Annotated in this window: 11 protein-coding genes; 5 read left to right on the forward strand and 6 right to left on the reverse strand. The window is 73.0% G+C overall.

Annotated elements, in window-relative coordinates:
- Positions 1-9 precede the first annotated feature (9 nt).
- Entirely contained in the window at positions 10-654 is a 645-nt protein-coding gene (locus AC0VYD_RS02485; protein WP_475478384.1) for a response regulator transcription factor, read from the reverse strand.
- Positions 642-1,544: a sensor histidine kinase gene (locus AC0VYD_RS02490; protein ID WP_475478385.1), complete on the reverse strand. Its 903-nt coding sequence runs from the start codon at positions 1,542-1,544 to the stop codon at positions 642-644. The genes AC0VYD_RS02485 and AC0VYD_RS02490 overlap by 13 nt, the downstream gene beginning before the upstream one ends.
- 571 nt (positions 1,545-2,115) lie before the next feature.
- Here AC0VYD_RS02490 and AC0VYD_RS02495 point away from each other — a divergent pair.
- The 5 genes from AC0VYD_RS02495 (at position 2,116) to AC0VYD_RS02515 (ending at position 8,356) form a co-directional block, all read left to right on the forward strand.
- Positions 2,116-2,826, forward strand: a complete 711-nt coding sequence (locus AC0VYD_RS02495) for an ABC transporter ATP-binding protein (protein WP_475480161.1) — start codon at positions 2,116-2,118, stop codon at positions 2,824-2,826.
- A gap of 2 nt (positions 2,827-2,828) precedes the next feature.
- Positions 2,829-5,375, forward strand: coding sequence for an ABC transporter permease (locus AC0VYD_RS02500; protein ID WP_475478386.1), 2,547 nt, complete (start codon positions 2,829-2,831; stop codon positions 5,373-5,375).
- A 152-nt stretch (positions 5,376-5,527) separates the two neighbouring features.
- Positions 5,528-6,508 carry an ATP-binding cassette domain-containing protein gene (locus AC0VYD_RS02505; protein ID WP_475478387.1) on the forward strand — a complete coding sequence of 327 codons (981 nt, stop codon included), beginning with the start codon at positions 5,528-5,530 and terminating at the stop codon, positions 6,506-6,508.
- The gene (locus AC0VYD_RS02510; protein ID WP_475478388.1) at positions 6,505-7,332 is read left to right on the forward strand and encodes an ABC transporter permease; all 828 of its coding nucleotides are present in this window, start codon (positions 6,505-6,507) and stop codon (positions 7,330-7,332) included. The genes AC0VYD_RS02505 and AC0VYD_RS02510 overlap by 4 nt, the downstream gene beginning before the upstream one ends.
- 64 nt (positions 7,333-7,396) lie before the next feature.
- A complete protein-coding gene (locus AC0VYD_RS02515) occupies positions 7,397-8,356 on the forward strand; it encodes an ArsR/SmtB family transcription factor (protein ID WP_475478389.1) in 960 nt (319 codons plus the stop codon).
- An 87-nt stretch (positions 8,357-8,443) separates the two neighbouring features.
- Here the strand turns inward: AC0VYD_RS02515 and AC0VYD_RS02520 are convergent, their stop codons facing one another.
- The 4 genes from AC0VYD_RS02520 to AC0VYD_RS02535 all read right to left on the reverse strand — a co-directional run bounded on the left by AC0VYD_RS02520 (position 8,444) and on the right by AC0VYD_RS02535 (position 18,745).
- Positions 8,444-8,653, reverse strand: a complete 210-nt coding sequence (locus AC0VYD_RS02520; protein WP_475478390.1) for an MbtH family protein — start codon at positions 8,651-8,653, stop codon at positions 8,444-8,446.
- 73 nt (positions 8,654-8,726) lie between these two features.
- Positions 8,727-16,523 carry an amino acid adenylation domain-containing protein gene (locus AC0VYD_RS02525; RefSeq protein WP_475478391.1) on the reverse strand — a complete coding sequence of 2,599 codons (7,797 nt, stop codon included), beginning with the start codon at positions 16,521-16,523 and terminating at the stop codon, positions 8,727-8,729.
- Positions 16,524-16,554: 31 nt separating this feature from the next.
- Positions 16,555-17,913 (reverse strand): serine hydrolase domain-containing protein, encoded by a 1,359-nt coding sequence (locus tag AC0VYD_RS02530; protein WP_475478392.1) that lies wholly within the window; start codon positions 17,911-17,913, stop codon positions 16,555-16,557.
- 598 nt (positions 17,914-18,511) lie between these two features.
- Positions 18,512-18,745 (reverse strand): hypothetical protein, encoded by a 234-nt coding sequence (locus tag AC0VYD_RS02535; protein WP_475478393.1) that lies wholly within the window; start codon positions 18,743-18,745, stop codon positions 18,512-18,514.
- Positions 18,746-18,975: the final 230 nt, after the last annotated feature.

The raw sequence follows: 18,975 nt of genomic DNA on the forward strand, positions 1-18,975 counted from the left end.
CCGTGCGGCCTACTTCCTGAGGTAGGCCAGGACCGCCTGGACGCGCCGGTGGCCGTGGCCCGGGCCGGACAGGCCGAGCTTGCCGAAGATCGCTCCGATGTGCTTGCTCACCGCGGGCGTGGACAGGCCCAGCAGGGAGCAGATGCCCGCGTTGTCGTGGCCCTGGGCCATGAGGTCGAGCACCTGGTGTTCGCGGTCGGTCAGGGAGCTGAGGGGGTCGCTGGCCGGGCGCCCGCCGATGAGCTGGTCCACCACCTCCGGGTCCAGGGCGACACCGCCCCGGGCCACCCGGGTCAGCGCCTCCACGAAGTCGCTCACGTCCCCGACCCGGTCCTTGAGCAGGTAGCCGACCCCGTTGGTGCCGCTGCCGAGGAGCTCGCCCGCGTACTCGTCGTCCACGTGCGCCGACAGGACCAGCACCGGCATGTTCGGGACCCGCCGCCGTATCTCGGCGGCGGCGCGCAGCCCCTCGTCGGAGAAGCTCGGCGGCAGGCGCACGTCGATCACGGCGGTGTCGGGCCGGTGCCGGTCGAACAGTTCGAGGAAGGTCTCCGCGTCCTGTGCGGCGCCCACCATCTCGAAGCCCTCCACCTCCAGCAGCAGGGAGAGGCCCCGGCGCAGGAGGGCGTCGTCCTCGGCGATCAGTACACGCATGGGAATCTCGCTTCCACTGTGGTGGGTCCGTCGGTCGGGCTGGAGATGCTCAGCTCCCCCTCCAGGGAGGCGACCCGTCGGCGCAGGCCGGCCAACCCGGTCCCGGAGTGCTCGTCCGCTCCGCCGCGGCCGTCGTCGGTGACGCGGACGAGGACGGAGCCCTCGGTGCGGGTGAGGACCACCGAGGCATGGGAGCCGTGGGAGTGTTTGTGGACGTTGGTGAGCGCCTCGGCCACCACGAAGTACGCGGCGGTCTCGACGGCGACGGGGGCGCGGCCGAACCCGGCCGCGTCCACGGAGCAGGGCAGGGGGCAGCGGGCGGCCAGGGAGGAGACGGCCGAGGCCAGCCCCCGGTCGGCCAGCAACGGCGGGTAGATGCTCCGGACGACGTGGCGGAGTTCGCGCAGGGCCTCGTCGGCGGCGTCCTTCGCGGTCTCCAGCAGGTCCCGTGCCCGCTCGGGGTTCTCGGCCAGTACCCGTTCGAGGAGCCCCAGGTGCACGCGCATGGCGACCAGACGGTTCTGGGTGCCGTCGTGCAGGTCCCGTTCGATGCGCAGCAGTTCGGTCCGGTGGACCTCCAACGCGTCGTCGCGCGAGGCCGTGATCTGCGTGATCCGGGCGAGTAGCCCGCTGTCACCCCTGGTGAGGGTGCGGTGCGCCAGCCGGGCGTGCCAGAGCGCGAACCGGGGGACCAGGGTCAGGTACAGGGCGAGGTAGACGAGGCCGACGAGCGGGGTGGCCGCGGCCGCCAGCCAGGAGTCGACCCGGTACAGGCCCGGGTTGACCGCGTACTCGGCGGGGAGCAGCCACCACCACAGCGGGCAGGTGAAGGAGACGGCGGCCCCGACACCGAGGACCATCGTCACACAGCCGACCACGGGTCCGGTCACCGAGTTCACCAGGGCCCAGCGCATGGCCGCGAGAAAGGCGGGGCCACACTCCCCCCTGCCCTGGGCGCCCGGTTTTCCGTAGCCCCGTGCCCAGAGGTGGGAAACTGCGTGTTCGCTGTCCCTGGTCGCGGTCCGGACGAGGCCAGTGCCGACCCATCGGCGCAGTGGATAACCGATGATAAGGGCAGTTGTGGCCTGGGCGAGAAGAAGGAGTACGAGAAGGAACCAGGCGTTCAGACAGGAGTGGAAAGCGCGGACGACGTACAGGGTTTCCGCAATCGTCCGCCGCCGCGCCTCGTGCAGGCGCGCCGCTCTGACCGGGGGGATTGCTCTGGTTGCGGAGGGTGTTGTCCTGCTGGTGCGGCTCTTGGTCCTCAACCTCGCCCCCTGCCGTGGCCACCTTTCCAGAAAAGGAACGAATCCCTGGAGGGTGTTTTTTGTTTCGTCTTCTGGTGTACGATTCGGGAAAGTCCAACAGGGGGTTTGAATGTCGCCGGTGCATGGGTCGGACGTCGCCGCTGAAAATGGTGGGGAAGTTGTTTCGGAGGCGACTGCCAGCCTTCCGCTTCGAATGGACAGAGTGTATCGGAGATACGATTGTGCGGGGAGGTCGGTCAGTGCCCTTGCGGATATTTCCCTATCCGTTGCCAAGGGGAGTTTCGTCGTGCTAATGGGCCCTTCGGGTTCGGGTAAGAGCACCTTTCTGCACTGTGCCTCCGGCATGGACCGGCCCACCGGGGGCGAGGTCCGGCTGGGCGGCGTCGCCCTGTCGGGGCTGTCCGAGAACGAGCTCACCCGGCTGCGCCGCGAGCGGGTCGGCTTCGTCTTCCAGGCCTACAACCTGCTGCCCTCGCTCGACGTGCAGGACAACGTCACCATGCCGCTGCGACTGGCCGGGGCACCGCTCGACCGGGACTGGGCCGACCGGGTCCTCGAACGGGTCGGCATCGCGGACCGGCTCGGACACCGGCCCGCGGAGCTCTCCGGCGGCCAGCAGCAGCGCGTGGCCATCGCCCGCGCGCTCATCCACCGCCCGGACCTGGTCCTGGCCGACGAGCCCACCGGCGCACTGGACTCCGACACCGGCGGACGCGTCCTGCAACTGCTCCGCGACAGCGTCGACGAACTCGACCAGACGGTCCTCATGGTCACCCACGACCCGGTCGCCGCCTCCTACGCGGACACCGCCCTGTTCCTCGCGGACGGCCGGATCGTCGACTCCCTGGACCGGCCGACCGCCCCGGCCGTGGCCGAGCGGATGAGCCGCCTGAGGAGGGGGTGAGGGTGCTCTCCGTCGCAGCCAGGACCCTGCGCGCCCGCAAGGGCGCCTTCGCCGGGACGTTCCTCGCCCTGGCGTGCGCCTCGGCCCTGCTCACCGCCTCCGGGGTGCTGGTCGAGTCGGGACTGCGCGCCTCGGTGGAGCCCTACCGTTACGCCGGGGCCGACGCGGTGCTCGGAGGCGACACGGAGGCGGACTTCGGGGGACGCCACCGCACCACCAGCGCCGCTCTGTCCGAACCCGTCGGCCTGCCTGCGGAGACGGTCGAGGAGGCGGCCGCTCTTCCCGGAGTGCGAACGGCGGTGGGCGACCACCGGCTCGCCCTCGACGCCGTGCCCCCCGGACCGGACGAGGACGTGACACCGGTGACCGGGCACGGGTGGGACACCGCCCCGCTGGGCCCCTTCACGCTGGTGGAGGGGGAGGCGCCCGGGGGTGCCGGAGAGGTGGTCGTCGACGAGCCGCTCGCCGAGACCCTTCAGGTCGGGGTCGGCGGCCGGGTCGAACTGGTCGAGGGCGACGGGACCCGGGTCTACGGGGTGAGCGGGATCGCCCGGCACGGGGACGGCGCCCGGGCGCGGGAGCAGGTGCTGTTCCTGCACACCGGCGAGGCGGCACGGCTCGCCCCGGACCCGGACTCCTTCCACGCGGTCGGTGTGGTGGCCGCCGAGGGCGCCGACACCGACCGGCTCGAGGACGACCTGGCCGCCGCCGTACCCGACGCGACCGTGTACGACGGCGGCGCCGCCAACCGCGCCGAGTTCGCCGACGTCGGTCAGGGGCGCTCGCTCCTGCTGACGGTGGCCCTCGCCTTCGGCGGCCTGGCCGTGCTCATCGCCCTGTTCGTGGTCACCACGACCCTCGCCCTGTCCACCAACCAGAGGTTCCGCGAGTTCGCCGTGCTGAGGGCGATCGGTGCGACCCCCCGACAGGTCGCCCGGATGGTGTGTGCCGAGGCACTGCTGCTCTCCCTGGCCGCCGGCCTGCTGGGCTGCGTCCCCGGCGCGCTGGTCGCCGAGGCCCTGAGGTCGTACTTCGCCCGCCTGGGCGCGGTTCCGGCGGATCTGCCGCTGGCCCTGGGGCCGTTGCCGTTCCTGGCCGCCGTGCTGTCGGTCGTGCTCACCGCCGTCGCCGGAACCACCGCCGTGGCCGCGAGCGCGGCGCGTACCCCGCCGGTGGAGGCACTGCGCGAGGTGCGCGCGCCGACACCGCCCGAGCTCCCCGCGTGGCGCCGGAGCCTGGGCCTGCTCTGCCTGGTCCTGGGTGTGAGCGCCGCGATGACCCCGCTCGGCATGCGGACCGAGGCCGGTTCGGCCGGTACGGGCGGGGCCGCCCTCGTCCTGGTGCTGGGCATCGCCCTGCTCGGCCCGGCACTCACGCGCCCGGTCCTCGGTGCGGCCGGGCGCCTGCTGCGGAGGTCGCCGATCAGCGGGTTCCTCGCGGCGGCGGCCGTCACGGCCGACCCCCGCCGGTTCGCGACCCTGCTCACCCCCCTGGTGCTCGCGGTCGGTTTCACCCTGACCATGGTCACCACCCAGACCGTCCTCGCGGCCGGCGCCGAGCGGCAGGTGGAGCAGGGCATGGGCGCGGACGCGGTACTGCGCGCCACCGGGGTCTCCGGGATCGCCCCGGAGACGGCCGCGCGGGTTTCGGCCCTGCCGGAGGCGGGATCCGTGTCGGTCCTTCGGGAGACCTCCGTGATCCTGCGGACCGACCTGTTCGGGGACACCGAACCGATGGAGCTCAGGGCGCAGGGTGTGGCCGCCGGTGCCGCCGGGACGCTCCTGGACCCCGGCGCCGTCGAGGGGGACCTGGTCGACCTGGCCCCCGGGACCGTCGCGCTGGAGCGCTCCAGCGCGAACCTGGCCGGGGCGCGGGTCGGCGACGAACTCGAGGTGGTGCTCGGTGACGGGACGCCGACCACCGTCCGGCTGGTGGCCGAGTACGAGCGGGGGCTGGGCTTCGGCCAGGCGCTGTTCCACGAGGAGGACCTGGCGGGGCACAGCGGACCCCCGCGGCGCCTGCTGGTGGGCGCCGCCGAGGGGCACGGCCGGGAGCAGCTGGAAGAGGCCCTGGCCGCGGTGGCCGCCGAGCGCCCCGGCCTGGAGACGGAGGGGACCGACGGCGTCGCCGCGGACAGCCGGCCCGAGGCGCGCGTGGCCGCCTGGATCAACTTCGCCGGGCTCGGGGTGATCCTCGCCTACGTCGCCATCGGTGTGCTGAACTCCCTTGTCATGGCCACCTCGGGGCGATCCCGGGAGTTCGCTCTCCTGAGGTTGATCGGTACGGAGCGCCGCGTGGTGGTGCGGATGGTCCTCCTGGAGGCCGCCGTACTGGTGGCCGTGGCCGTGCTGCTCGGCACCCTCGTCGCCCTGGTCCCCCTCTCCCTGCTCAGCGTCGCCTTCCTCGGCACGCCGCTCCCGCCCGGGCTGGGCGGCCCGTACGCGGTGGTGGCGGGGGCGACAGCGCTCGTCGGCGTGGCGGCGGTCCTCGTCCCCACCCTGCTCGCACTGCGCGCCCACCCCGCCGAAGCGGTCGGTGTCCGCGACTGACGGAGCGTCAGCGCAGCTCACAGCGTTTTCCGTTGGTCCGCGGACACCGCGGCGGTCACTGCCCGGACCAACCGGTCACGGGTGTCCGCGAACTGACCGGGCACTGACCGCGCGCTCTGTGAGAGTTCCTCCGTACAGAAGGAGGAACACCAATGAACACCTGTATCCAGGCAGAGGGCCTGGTCAAGCGGTACGGGGCGAACACGGCCCTGGACGGGGTCTCGCTCGGTATCCCCCGAGGAAGCATCCAAGGCGTGCTGGGACCTAACGGCGCGGGCAAGACGACCACGGTACGCATCCTCGCGACGCTGCTGCGGCCGGACGAGGGGACCGTCTTCGTCGACGGCCACGACGCGCTGCGCGACCCCGTCTCCGTGCGCGGGATCATCGGGCTGACCGGTCAGTACGCCTCCGTCGACGAGGAACTCACCGGGATGGAGAACCTCGAACTGGTCGGGCGCCTGCTGGACCTGTCCGGACGTCAGGCCCGGGTCCGCGCCCGCGAGCTCGTGGAGCGCTTCGAGCTGGTCGACGCCGGCGACCGCCCGGTCAAGACCTACTCCGGCGGTATGCGGCGCCGCATCGACCTCGCCGCGAGCCTGGTCGGCCGCCCCCGCGTGCTCTACCTGGACGAGCCGACCACCGGACTGGACCCGCACAGCCGCAACCGCCTGTGGAGCATCGTCCACGGCCTCTCCGACGAGGGCACCACGATCCTGCTCACCACGCAGTACCTGGAGGAGGCGGACCAGCTCGCCGACCGGGTGACGGTCATCGACCAGGGGCGCGTGGTCGCGGAGGGCGCGCCCAAGGAGCTCAAGCAGCGCGTGGGCTCCCAGACCCTGCACGTACGCCCGGTGGACCCGGCCGACGTGCGGCGCACCGAGGAGATCCTCACGGAACTGCTGAGCGGGGTGCGCCCCAGCGTCGACGGCGAGCGCGGACTCCTCAGCGCCCCCGTGGAGGACCCGGTCCTGCTGTCCGCACTGGTGCGGAGGTTGGACGACGCCGCGATCAGCACCGACGAGCTCGGCCTGGGCCTGCCCAGCCTCGACGACGTCTTCCTCACCCTGACCGGCCAGAAGGCCGGCAGGGCAGAGCCGACCGCCGCAGAGAAGGGAAGCAGCACATGAGCGCCACGGCCACCGTCGACGCGCACCCGTCCGTGGAGCCGAGCCCCCGGATCCGGATCGGCCCCGCCACCGCGGCCAGGCACGGGATGATCCTCGCCAGCCGCAACATCCGCTACCTGGTCCGCACACCGTCGTCCCTCATCGACACCGTCATCCAGCCCATCCTCTTCCTGGTGGTCTTCGTCTTCCTGTTCGGAGGGGCCATCGCGGGGGACTGGCAGTCCTACCTCCAGACCCTCGTCCCCGGCCTGATGGTGCAGATCACCATGTACGCCAGCATCGGGACGGGCATGGCCCTGAACACCGACATCTCCAAAGGCGTCTTCGACCGCTTCCGGAGCCTGCCGATCGCCCGCTCCGCACCGCTGGTCGGCGCGGTGCTCGGCGACGTGCTCCGCTACGTGGTCGCGCTGACCGTCCTGTTGCTCCTGGCCTTCGCACTCGGCTTCCGGATCCAGACCGACCCGCTGTCGGCACTGCTCGCCTGCGCGCTGGTCGTGGTCTTCGGCCTGACCCTGTGCTGGATGTCGGTGATCATCGGCATGGTCGCCACCGGGCCCCAGGCGGTGCCGGGCATCGCGATGGCGGTCATCCTGCCCCTGACCTTCGGCAGCAACATCTTCGCCGCACCCGAGACCATGCCCGGCTGGCTGGAGGTCTGGGTCGGGATCAACCCGGTCACCTACTTCGTCGACGCCGTCCGCGGGCTGATGCTCGGCGGTCCCACGGTCATGCCGATCCTCATCAGCCTGGGTGCCGTGGCGGGCATCCAGATCGTCCTCATGCCGCTGGCCCTGCGGGCCTACCTGCGCCGCGTGCGCTGATCCGGCCGCCGGACCGGTCGGTCGAAGAGAAAGGAACGGAGCGTTGTCGAGGATTCACCTCTCCATGGAAGACGTCGGTCGGACCCGTGTACACGGTGAGACCCCCATGCTCGTCGAAGCCGCCCTGGCGGCCGGCCCCCTGCGCGGTGAGGGTGGCAGGGGCGGGGAGAACTGGGTGCGCCGTGCGCGGACCGCCCTGTCGTCCGTGCCCGTGGTGCGCTCGGACCTGGAGAAAGTGGAACGCCTCGCCCCGGTGGTCCTGCCCGCGCTGTTGGAAGCCGCCGGTCCCGGTGCAGACGCGTCCCCCGGCCCGGTCGGCGAGGAGGCCCGCTGGGCGCTCTCCGTGCTCGGCCGTCTGCACCGCTCGGTCCTGGCACCCGCTGGAGCGGTGCTGCGCGGCCAGCACTCCACCGCCGGGAGCCGGATCGGCCGGACGATGAACCTCTCGGGTGTGCTCGCGGGCCTGGAGTCCGTGGGCGCCCGCGTCCACAACGAGAGCGGGCTCGTGCTCACCGTGGACGACGGCGAGGACCGGACGATACGCCCGGAGGGGAAGGGCATGGTGCTGATGCCCTCGGTCTTCCTCGACGATGCTCCGAGGGCGGTGCACTGGACCGTTCCGCGCGCGGACGGCGACTCCGTCCGCACGGTCCTGCTGTTCCCCGCGCGCGAACCCGGAGAACACCTCGACACACTGCTCTTCGGCACCACCCCGGGGGCGACGTCCCTGGGGCGGCTGCTGGGAAAGACCCGGTCAGCGATCCTGGCCCGACTGGTGGCCCCCTTCTCCACCGGGGAGTTGGCCGCCGCCCTCTACGTCTCCCCGACAGTGATCAGCGAACACACGGCGATCCTTCGGGAGGCGGGTCTGATCACCACGGCCAGGGAGGGCAACCGTACCCGGCACCTGGCCACCGATTTCGGGCTGGCCCTCCTGGGATGCGGCATCCACGCAGCCAGGACGGCCCCGCCCCGCGCGTCCTCCCGCGCGCGGGGGAGGCGGTGGGTGGCCGAAAAGGTCTGACCGCCCCTCAGCGGAACGGGGGAGGGGCGCCGTGCGAACCACGGCGCCCCCCGGGAGTCCACCGCCCGTCGCGGGCGCGGTTCCGACTCAGCCGGCCGAAGCGGCCACCAGGCTGGCGGGCCGCATGTCCGTCCAGTTCCTCTCCACGTACTCCAGGGCCTCGGCCCGGGGGGAGGCGTCCAGAGCGATGTCCCAGCCGTCGGGGACCTCGGCGAAGACGGGCCACAGGGAGTGCTGGCCCTCGTCGTTGACCAGGACGAGGAAACGGGCGTCGTTGTCGTCGAAGGGGTTGCTCATGGTGGTGGTCCTTCCTTGTGTTCGGGGGCGGATCGGATGCCGGACGGGAACGGCCGGCGTGCTCTGGGCCCGTTCACTCCCGGCGGGTTCGCCCGCGCGGACGCCGACCGACCGTGTCGACCAGCTCGCGCAGCCCCGAGGCGAAGTCCTCGGCCAGCGCGCGCACGGTTTCGGGCCGGTGGCGGTGCTCGGAGTAGGTCCAGGAGAACTCCAACCGGTCGTCGGTGACGCTGCCGGTCACGTCGAGCAGGCTGGTGCGCTCCTCCTCGGGCGCGTGGTCGCTGGCGGGGACCTCCAGGAAGCGGTCGATGAGTCCGCCCCCGCCGTGGTCGCCGAAGCGGCCCAGGTAGTTGAAGGTGACCGGGACACGGGCCAGGGGCGCCAGGGGTGCGGCCAGCCGCTCCGGACCGAGATAGCGCAGCGCACCGAAGCCGATCCCGTCGGGAGCGGCGCGCAGCGCCTTCTTGACGGCGGTCACCGAGCGCGCCGCGTCCTGCCCCCCGGGCAGCTCCAGCAGAACCGGGTAGATGGTGGTGAACCAGCCGACCGTGCGGGACAGGTCGACGTCGTCGAACAGGTCCTCGCGTCCGTGGCCCTCCTTGGCGACGAGCAGGCGCGGCACGCCGCTCCACTCGGTGAGGGTCCTGCCCAGGACGGCCAGGAGCACGTCGTCTATCCGGCTGCGCAGCGCGCCGGGGACCCGGCGCAGGAGCAGGTCGGTCTCCTCCGCCGTCAGCCCCGAGGCGATCACGTGCTGGGAGGCGACGTCGTTGGGCCCGGTGTCCAGGTCCACCGGGACCGTGGCGTCCGCGCTCCGGGCGGCCAGGCCGGCCCAGTGCGCGGCGTCGGCGTCGAAGCCTCCCTCCGCGGTGAACCCGGTGATCCTGTCGGCCCAGACCGGGAACGGGGTGGTCCCGGCGCCCAAGCCGACCGGAAGCCCGGAACCGAGCTGGCCGTAGGCGGTGACCAGGTCCTCCAGCAGGATGCGCCAGGACACCCCGTCCACCACCAGGTGGTGCGCGCGCAGGAGCACCCGCGGCCCCAGAGCGGGCCCGGCGTCGAACACCACGGTCTCGAACAGGGGGCCGTCCGCCAGCCTGGACCGGGGGCGCTCCCGCCCGGCCTCCCGCTCCACGGCGCGCTCCAGGGCGGCGGGCCCGGGAGGGGAGACGCCGACCACGCGAACGGACCGCTCCGGGTCCGCGGCGCCGTCCAGGTGCTGGCGCGGCTCGGGCCCGTCGGTGCCGACCCGCAGCCGCAGCATGTCGTGGTGGGCGAGGACCGCCTCGGCGGCCCGGGCCCACAGCTTCGGGTCGGTGTCCGGAGCGGCTTCGAACAGCAGCGACATGTCGAAGTGCTCGGGGCGGCGCGGGTGGGTCTCGAAGAACCACCTCTGGACCGGGGTCAGCGCCACCTCTCCGGCGACCGGCGCGGAGGCTTCGGCGCTCTCCTGGGAACCCGCGCGCTGTTCCAGGGCCGCGGCCAGGTCCGCGACGGTCTGGTGCTGGAAGGTGTCCTTGGTGGTGATCTCCCACCCGGCCTGCCGGACGCGGGACACCATCTGGATACTGAGGATCGACTCCCCGCCGAGGGCGAAGAAGTTGTCGTCGCGCCCGACGCGGTCGGTCCCCAGCAGTTCGGCCCAGATCTCGGCCAGACGGGTCTCGGTGGGACCGCGGGGAGGGGTGTGCGCCGCGCCGTCGGACTCGGGCACGGTCGGTTCGGGCAGGGCCCGCCGGTCGACCTTGCCGTTGGCGTTGATCGGGATGCTCTCCAGCGGGACCACCGCCGCCGGGACCATGTAGTCGGGCAGGTCGGCGCGGAGCCGGTCGAGGACCGCCTCGGGACGGAGCCCGGCCCCCGGGGCCGGGACGGTGTAGGCCACCAGGGACCGGGCCCCGGAAGCGCCGCGGTGGACCTGGACGGTGGCCTGGGCGACCTCCTCCAGGCGCACGAGCGCGGCCTCGACCTCGCCGGGCTCGATACGGAAACCGCGCAGCTTGACCTGCGCGTCCGCCCGGCCCACGTACTCCAGCCGCCCCCCGTTGTTCCACCGGACGAGGTCGCCGGTGCGGTAGAGCCGCCCGCCCGGTTCACCGGGGTCGGCGACGAACCGTTCGGCGGTAGGACCGGGGCGGCCGTAGTAACCGCGGGCGACGTCGCCGCCGACGTAGAGCTCGCCGACGGCGCCGACCGGGACCGGGCGCAGGGACTCGTCCAGGACGTGGAACCGGCTGCCGTCCAACGGGCGGCCGATCGGGACGGGGTCCGGTGTGGGGCCCTCGGGGACGGTGTGGTGGGCGGCGAAGGTGGTCGTCTCGGTCGGGCCGTAGCCGTTGGCGACCGTGGTGCCGGGGCAGGCGGTGCGCACGAGCTCCACCGCGTGCGGGCTGGCCGCCTCCCCGCCGGTGATGACCTGGACCATGCCGGTGAAACAGGCCGGGTTCTGGGCCGCGTACAGGTTGAACAGGGCGGCGGTGACGAAGGTGGCGGTCACCCCGTGCCGGGCGACGACGTCGGCGAACCCGTCGGCGTCGAGCCGTCCGGGCGGGGCGACCACCACGGTGCCGCCGGTCAGCAGCGGAGCCCAGATCTCGTAGGTGACCGCGTCGAAGGCGTGCGAGGAGTGGAACAGGACCCGCTGCCCGTGGTGCCCGGACCAGCGCCGGTCGGTGGCCAGGCGCACCACGTTGCCGTGGGTGACGGCCACGCCCTTGGGCCTGCCGGTGGAACCCGACGTGTACATGACGTAGGCGAGCCGCTCGGGGTGGACGTTCTCCGGTTCGGGGACCCGGGTACCGGGGCGCGGGGCCCGGGCGGGGTCCGTCTCCTCCGCGTCCAGGTCGAGCACGGCGACGCCCTCCGCCTCCGGCACCCGTGGGGCCATCGCGGAGTCGGTGAGCACACAGGGAGCGGAGGTCTCCGCCAGGAGGCGGCGGATCCGCTCGGGCGGGTCGTCGGGGTGGATCGGGACGTAGGCTCCGCCCGCCCGCAGGACCGCGAGCATCGCCGTCACCACACGGGGCCCGCGCTCCAACAGCAGCGGAACGGGGGTCTCCGCCCGAACGCCCAGACCGCGTAGCCGGTCGGCCAGGGACGAGGACAGTTCGTCCAGGCGGGCGTAGGTGAGCTCGGTCCCGTCCCACGCCAGGGCGCTCGCCTCCGGCGACCGGGCGACCTGCCGGGCGAACAGCTCCGGCACCGAGGTGACCGGAGCACCGGCCTCCCCCGTGCTCCAGTCGGCCAGGGCCGCGGCCTCGGCCGGGTCGGGAGCCGCCTCCAGGGCGCGCAGCGGCGCGCCGGGGTGTTCGGCCAACGCGCCCAGGACCGCGCGCAACAGGTGCGCGACCCGGTCCGCGGTGGCCGGGTCGAAGAGGTCGGCGTCGTACTCCACCGCACCGAGCAGCCGCGTGCCGTCCTCGACGAACTCCACCGTCAGGTCGAACTGCGTGTGCTCCCTGGCGACGGTGTAGTCCGAGCCGGACAGGCCCTCGGCCCGCCACGGGGCGCCGGGCGCGTTCTGCAGGGCCACCAGGGCCTGGACCAGGGTGGGACGGGACGGGTCGCGTTCCTGCCCGGTGGCCTCGACGACCGTGTCGAAGGGGACGTCACCGTGTTCGAAGGCCGCCAGGACCGTGTCGCGCATGTCCGCCAGGAGGCGCGCTCCGGTGTCCCCGGGCCGGACCCGGGCGCGCAGCGCGACCGTGTTGACGAAGAACCCGACGACGTCCTCCAGTTCGGAGCGGCCCCGGCCGGAGGTCACCGTGCCCAGGACGAGGTCCCGCTGCCCGGTGAACCGGGACAGGGCCAGGGCCGTCGCCGCGGCCAGCACCATGAACAGGGTGACGCCGTGCTCCGCCTCGAGGACGCGGACGCGGGCCATGACGTCCTCGGGGACCTCGAACGTGCGCGTGGCGCCCCGACCGCGCCGCTGGGCCGGCCGGGGCCGGTCCGTGGGCAGGGCCAGGGGCTCCGCCCCGGAGAGCGCCTCGCGCCAGAAGTCCAGTTGTCTCTCGAAGCCCTCGCTGCGGCGGAACCGGTCCTGCCAGACCGCGTAGTCGGTGTACGCCAACGCGGTCTCGGGGAGCCCGGCGGCCGGGGGAAGGTCCGCGGCCCGTGCGTCCGGACGGCTCCGGGCGGCCTCGTAGAGGGCGCCGAGCTCACGGACCAGCACGGACATCGACCACGCGTCGGTGATGATGTGGTGCATGCCGATGGCCAGCACGTGGTCGTCCTCGTCGACCCGGACCAGCAGGACCCTGGTCAGCGGGCCCGACGCCAGGTCGAAGGGCCGGGAGGCGAACTCCGCCACGAGTCCGGCCAGGCGGTCCTCGCGTTCCGGGCCCGGGACGCCGTCCAGCACGGTTTCGGACAGGTGCGGGTCCGTGTGCTCCAGGACGGCCTGCCGGGGCCGGCCGTCCTCGCTGGGGAAGACCGTGCGCAGGGATCCGTGCCGCACGAACAGCGCCTCCAGCGCCGTGCGCAGTGCCGTGACGTCCAGGTGCCCGGAAAGGCGCAGCGCGCCGCCGGAGTTGTACGCGGCCCCTCCGGGCGCGTACTGGTCGAGGAACCACATGCGCCTCTGGGCGGCGGACAGCGGGATCGGACCCTCGTGCTCGGCCCGGGTCAACGGGGGAGCGGACTCGCCGCCCCCGTCCTCGTGGAGCTCGGCGAGCCGGGCCACCGTGGGCCGCTCGAACAGGGCCCGGAGCGGGAGCCGGGTGCCGGTCCGGTCCGCGGCCCTGGCGAGCACGCGCACACCGCTCACGGAGTCGCCGCCGACCCGGAAGAAGTCGTCGTGCACGCCGACCCGCTCCAGCCCCAGGACGTCGCACCAGGCCTCGGCGAGCAGGCGCTCCGTCTCGGTACGGGGCGCGACGTGCTCGGCCTCGGAACGCCCGGCCCAGTCCACGGCCGGAAGCGCGCGGCGGTCGGTCTTGCCGTTGGGGGTGAGCGGGATCCGGTCGAGGACGACGAAGGCCGCCGGAACCATGTAGGAGGGGAGGGAACCGGCCCCGGCCGCGAGCTCCTCGCTGGTGGGGGCGTGCCCGGGCGCGGGGACCACGTAGGCGACCAGCCGCCGCTCGGTACCCGTCCCGTCGACCGCCAGGACCGCCTGCTCCACGCCGGGGAGCGCGGTGAGGACCCCCTCGATCTCGCCCGGTTCGATCCGGTGGCCGCGGATCTTGACCTGGTCGTCCGTACGTCCCAGGAACTCCAGCTCGCCCCGGTGGCGCCGGACCACGTCACCGGACCGGTACATGCGCCCGCCGGGGGGCCCGAACGGGTCGGCCACGAAACGCCCCGAGGTCAGACCCGGGCGGTTCCAGTAGCCGTACGCCAGGCCGTCGCCGGCGATGTGGAGCTCGCCGGGGACGCCGTCCGGGACCGGGCGCAGCCACCGGTCGAGGACGTACAGGCGGGTGCCGGCCACGGTTCCGCCCAGGGGCGGTACGCCGGCCCCGGCCAGGGGTTCGCTGATGGTCGCGCAGACCGTGGACTCGGTCGGCCCGTAGGCGTTGTACATCCTGCGACCCCGGGAGAACCGGTCGACCAGCTCTCCGGGGCAGGCCTCGCCCGCGACGAGCAGGTGCTCGACCGGGCCGAGGTCGTCCGGTTCCAGGCCGGGCAGGAGCGCGGGCGGCAGGGTCACGTGGGTGATCCCGTACGTGCGCAGGGCCCCGACCAGGTCCTCGCCGTGCAGGGACTCGCGGGGGAGCAGGACCGACGTGCCGCCGTTGAGGAGGGCCACGGCGAGCTCGGCGATGGCGGCGTCGAAGCTCGGGGAGGCGAACTGGAGCATCCGGGAGCCCGGGCCGACGTCCATCCGCTCGCCCTGGGTTGCGGCCAGCGCCGCCAGCCCGTGGTGCGGGACCAGCACCCCCTTGGGGAGCCCGGTCGAGCCGGACGTGTAGATCATGTACGCGGGGTCCGCCGGGCAGACCGGTTCGCGCCACGGCCGCGCGGTGTCGAGGTCGTCCTCCGCGAGGGAGAGCAGGGCCGTCCCCTCGGGCAGCGGGGCGCCGTGCGCCTCCGGCCCCACCACCACCGCGTGCGGCGCGGCGTCCCGGACCATGTGGGCCAGCCTCTCGGCCGGGTACTCCGAGTCCAATGGCAGGTAGACGGCTCCCGCGTACATGATGCCGAGCAGGACCTCGCCCTGGCGGGCGTCGCGTTCCAGGCACACCCCCACGCGGTCGCCGCGGCGCACGCCGCGCGAGCGCAGGTGTCCGGCGATACGGGCGGCCCGCGCGTCGAGGTCGCCGAACGTCACCGTGCGCCCGGCGTCCACCAGTGCGGGGGCGTCGTGGCGCATGGCGGCCTGCTCGGCGATCATCTCCGGGAAGGTGCGCGGCAGGGGTCCGGCGGGACCGCGACCGGCCTCCCGGGTCCGTTCCTCCGGGCCGGGGCCGGCCAGGGCCAGCGCCCGCAGCGGACGGTGGTCGGCGGCGGACTCCAGGACGCGCACCAGGTCGTCCACGAGGCGGGCGACGGTGTCCCGGTCGAACAGGTCGGAGTTGAACTCCGCGCTCGCGGCGACGCCGTCCGCTCCGGGGTGGAACTCCAGGGTCAGGTCGAAGACCGACTGCTCACGGCGGATCGGCAGCGGGGTCGCGGCCAGGTCCCCCAGGGTGCCGCGTTCCGCGGCCCCGTCGACCGCGTTCTGGTAGACCACGGCGGCCTGCACCAGCGGCGGGACCGCCGGGTCGCGCTCGGTGAGGACCGTGTCGACGACGGTGTCGAAGGGGACCTCGGAGTGGTCGAGGTCGGAGAGGAAACCGGCGCGGGTCCGCTCCAGCAGCGCCCCGAAGGAGAGGTTCTCGTCCACCGTCTGCCGCACGGCGAGGGTGTTGACGAAGAAGCCCATGATCCGGTGGAGGCGCTGGTCCTCGCGTCCCGCCGTGACGGTGCCGAGGACGACGTCCTCGGAGCGGCTCCAGCGGGCCAGGGTCACCTGGACCGCCGTCATCAGCACCATGAAGAGGTTCGCGTTGTGCTTCTCGCCCAGGCGTTCCAGGGTGCGCGCCAGCGCGGGGTCCAGGGTGAACGGCAGGCTGTCGCCGCGGGTTCCGCGGGTGGCGGGGCGGGGGCGGTCCGTGGGCAGTTCCAGGACCGGTGGTTCCGCGAGCCTCTCGCGCCAGTAGGCGACGGAGCGGTCGAACGAGGCGCCGCCGAGCCGTTCCCGCTGCCAGGCGGCGTAGTCGACGTACTGGGCGGGCAGCTCGCCGAGCGAGGAGGACAGTTCCGCCGGTCCTCGGCCGGGGTTCTCCCGGGCGGCCCGGTAGAGGTGGTCCAGTTCGTCCTGGAGGACGCCCAGGGACCAGCCGTCGGTGACGATGTGGTGCAGGCACACCACGAGGACGCTGTGGTCGGCGCTCGCGACCAGCAGCCGCACCCGCAGCAGCGGGCCGGTCGTGATGTCGAAGGGCCGGGCGTACTCCCGGGCGGCCAGCTCCGCCAGCCGGTCGTCGTCGGCGTCGGGCACCGGGGTCCTGCCGAGGTCGACCTCGAAGGGGGCCCCGACGACCTGACGGCCCTCGCCGTCGACCTCCACGAAGGTCGTGCGCAGGGCCTCGTGCCGGTGCACCAGGGCGGTGAGGGCGCGTCGCAGGGCGTCCTCGTCCAGGTTCCCGCGCAGGTCGAGTGCGAGGGCGGAGTTGTAGTCGGTCCGGCCGGGGATCATCTGTTCCAGGACCCAGAGCCGCCGCTGGGCGAAGGAGAGGGGGTTCGGTTCGTCCCGGGAGACCCTCACCAGGTCCCGGCCGGGTCTCCTGCGGTCGCGCAGGCGCCGCAGGACCTCCTCGCGGGCACGTACGCGGTCGCCGCCGGAGCCGGTGCCGGCGGTGTCGTTGACGGGCGCTTCGCTCATGGGTTCGTCCTCGTCGTCCGGTGCGGGATGGTCAGGCGTTCGGCTGGACGGTCCGCGCGCTGCGGCGGAGGGTGCGCCCGTTGTACTGAAGGGCCGTGACGCGTGCCGGACCGGAGTGGTCGGTCAGGAAACGGCCGCTGAAGGAGGCGCCGCCGTACCGGTCGGCGGTGACGGAGAAGGTGGAGTCCGGCCCGGTGCTGAGGACGCCTTCGAACCCGTTGTCGACGGAGAAGCGGTAGGAGTCGCCGGCGGGGGTCACCCGCACCGTCAGCCCGCCGTTGCTGTAGCTCCCGGTGATCTCCGGGAGCTGCGCCGTGAGGCCCGTCGAACCCGTGACGGAGGGCTGCCGGTAGTGGCCGACGTCGAGCCCGGCGCCGCGCAGTCCCACGAGGAGGTCCTCCCAGGCCTTGATGCCGGTGGTCGCGTTGGTGGTGAGGGCGAGGGCGGATCCGCCCTGCGGGTCCACCCGGAGGTGGCAGGTGGCGCCGTCGAGCGTGCCGTCGTGTCCGTACCAGAGGCGGTCCCCGGCCAGGTGCAGGGACCAGCCCGCGCCCCAGCCGTCAGCGAGCCCGAACGGGTCGGCCGCGGGGACGGAGCGTCCCATCTCGTGCAGGACGGCCGGTGCTGCGATGTCCCCGTCGAGTCCGGCGTCCCCGGGATCCAGGAACGCGCGGGCGAAGTCGACCAGGGCGGTCGCGCTGGCGGCGACGCCGCCGGCCGGGGCGAGCGCGGTCTCGATGTGGAAGTCCACGGGGTGGGCGCTTCCGTCCGGCGTGACGGCGTGGCCGCCGACCAGCCCGGGATCGGCGGAACCGGGTCGCGGGTCGGTGACGAAGGCCAGGTCAAGGCCGGTGGGGTCGCACAGATAGGACTCCACGGTCTCCCACCAGTCCTGCCCGGTGACGTTCTCCACCAGGTGGCCCGCGACGACGTAGCCGGTGTTGGAGTAGGAGAACGCGGTGCTCGGCGGGTTGATGCGGTCGTCGGCGCCGAGGGAGCCGACGTAGCGGCGCACGGAGTGGTCCGGGGCGCCGACCGGAAGGTCGGACACGAGCCCGGAGGTGTGGCTGAGCAGCTGGCGGGCCGTCACGTCGGCCAGCGGGTGGCCGACCGAGGCCGTGCCCGGCCCCAGGTGACGGGAGACGGGTGCGTCGAGGTCGATGTCGCCGTCCTCCACGAGCTGCATGATCAGGGTGGCTGTAATGATCTTGGACACCGAACCCAGGGGGAACCTGGAGTGGACCGTCGTCTCCCTTCCGGTGCCGGTCTTCTCCACTCCCACCGCGAACTGGTGGAGTTCACCGCGGTGGTAGAGGGTCATCTGGGCGCCCGGGACGTGGTTCTCACGCAGGGCGCCCCTGAGGATTTCCGAGAGCTGTTCGTGCCGCACGACTTCTCCTTCGGGGGGTGGGGAATGGAGGGAAACCTTCGGTGAAGACGGGTTTCCGGTGCGCCCGGCGGTGTCACGGCAGTTTGCTGCACCAGTCACGGATACTCACATATACCATTCTTTCTGGCAAGAGATTCGGATGTAACTTGAACTCGTGAGTAACAAGTGCCGATGGGAGGGCGGGGTTATTGGGCCGTGTGCGGAGTCTGACCTCTGATTTCGTGGATTCGCCGCTATCCGTGTTCCCGTGCCGGGACCGTGGGTTCACTGAACCGCTAATGCCATCCTGGTCTGCGGAGCCCCGGGTTTACCGCGCCGCCGAAAAGTATCGGCCGGATGCGGCCATGTGACCTCGGGCACAGCAGCGAAAATGATCTTGTCGGCCGCTGCGTCTTGTTTTCGCATTTTCACCGAGAGTAATTCTGCGGCTACTGGAGGATTCGGGCCGTGGGTCGGGCTTTATGGTGCTGCCCGCCCCGGGCGGACGGGAAAATACCAGAGGTAAAAGGTTGTCGAACACATGAAAACTCCGCCGCGGGGGCGGCGGAGTCGGGAGGCGGGGCCCGGGGCGGCGGCTCCCTCCGCCCCGGGAGCTGGGTCAGCGCCGCCGGACGTGGTGGACGATCAGGGTGGCGACGGCCGCGACGGTCACGAGGCCGAAGCAGAGGCTGATCGCGGGGTGGAACCCGCCCAGTGACGTGACGCCGTTCCCGGCCAGGCCGAGAACGATGAGCACCCAGAGCAGGGCGCGCAGGCGACTGCCCGGGCGGGACCGCCGCGCGCTCGGGTCGGGGCGGTCGGCGGTGTCCTTGATGCGGTAGGGGTCGGTCATGACTGCGCTCCTCGGACGGGGTGGCCGGTGGTGAACACGGGCTTCGCGCGTGCTTTCCGTCTTCTGCCTCCAAGGCTAGGGAGGTCGGCGGCCCGGGGGCGATCCCGCGAACTGCCCAACCGTGGTGGTGCAGGCTGTACCACCGGCCTCCACGGCTCCCCGTCGGGGCGCCCGGGAGTGCCCGTTTCTCCGGCCGTCGTGTTTCCGTGCGATCGGTCAATGAATACCGA

Source organism: Nocardiopsis sp. iso_40, assembly GCF_056173285.1.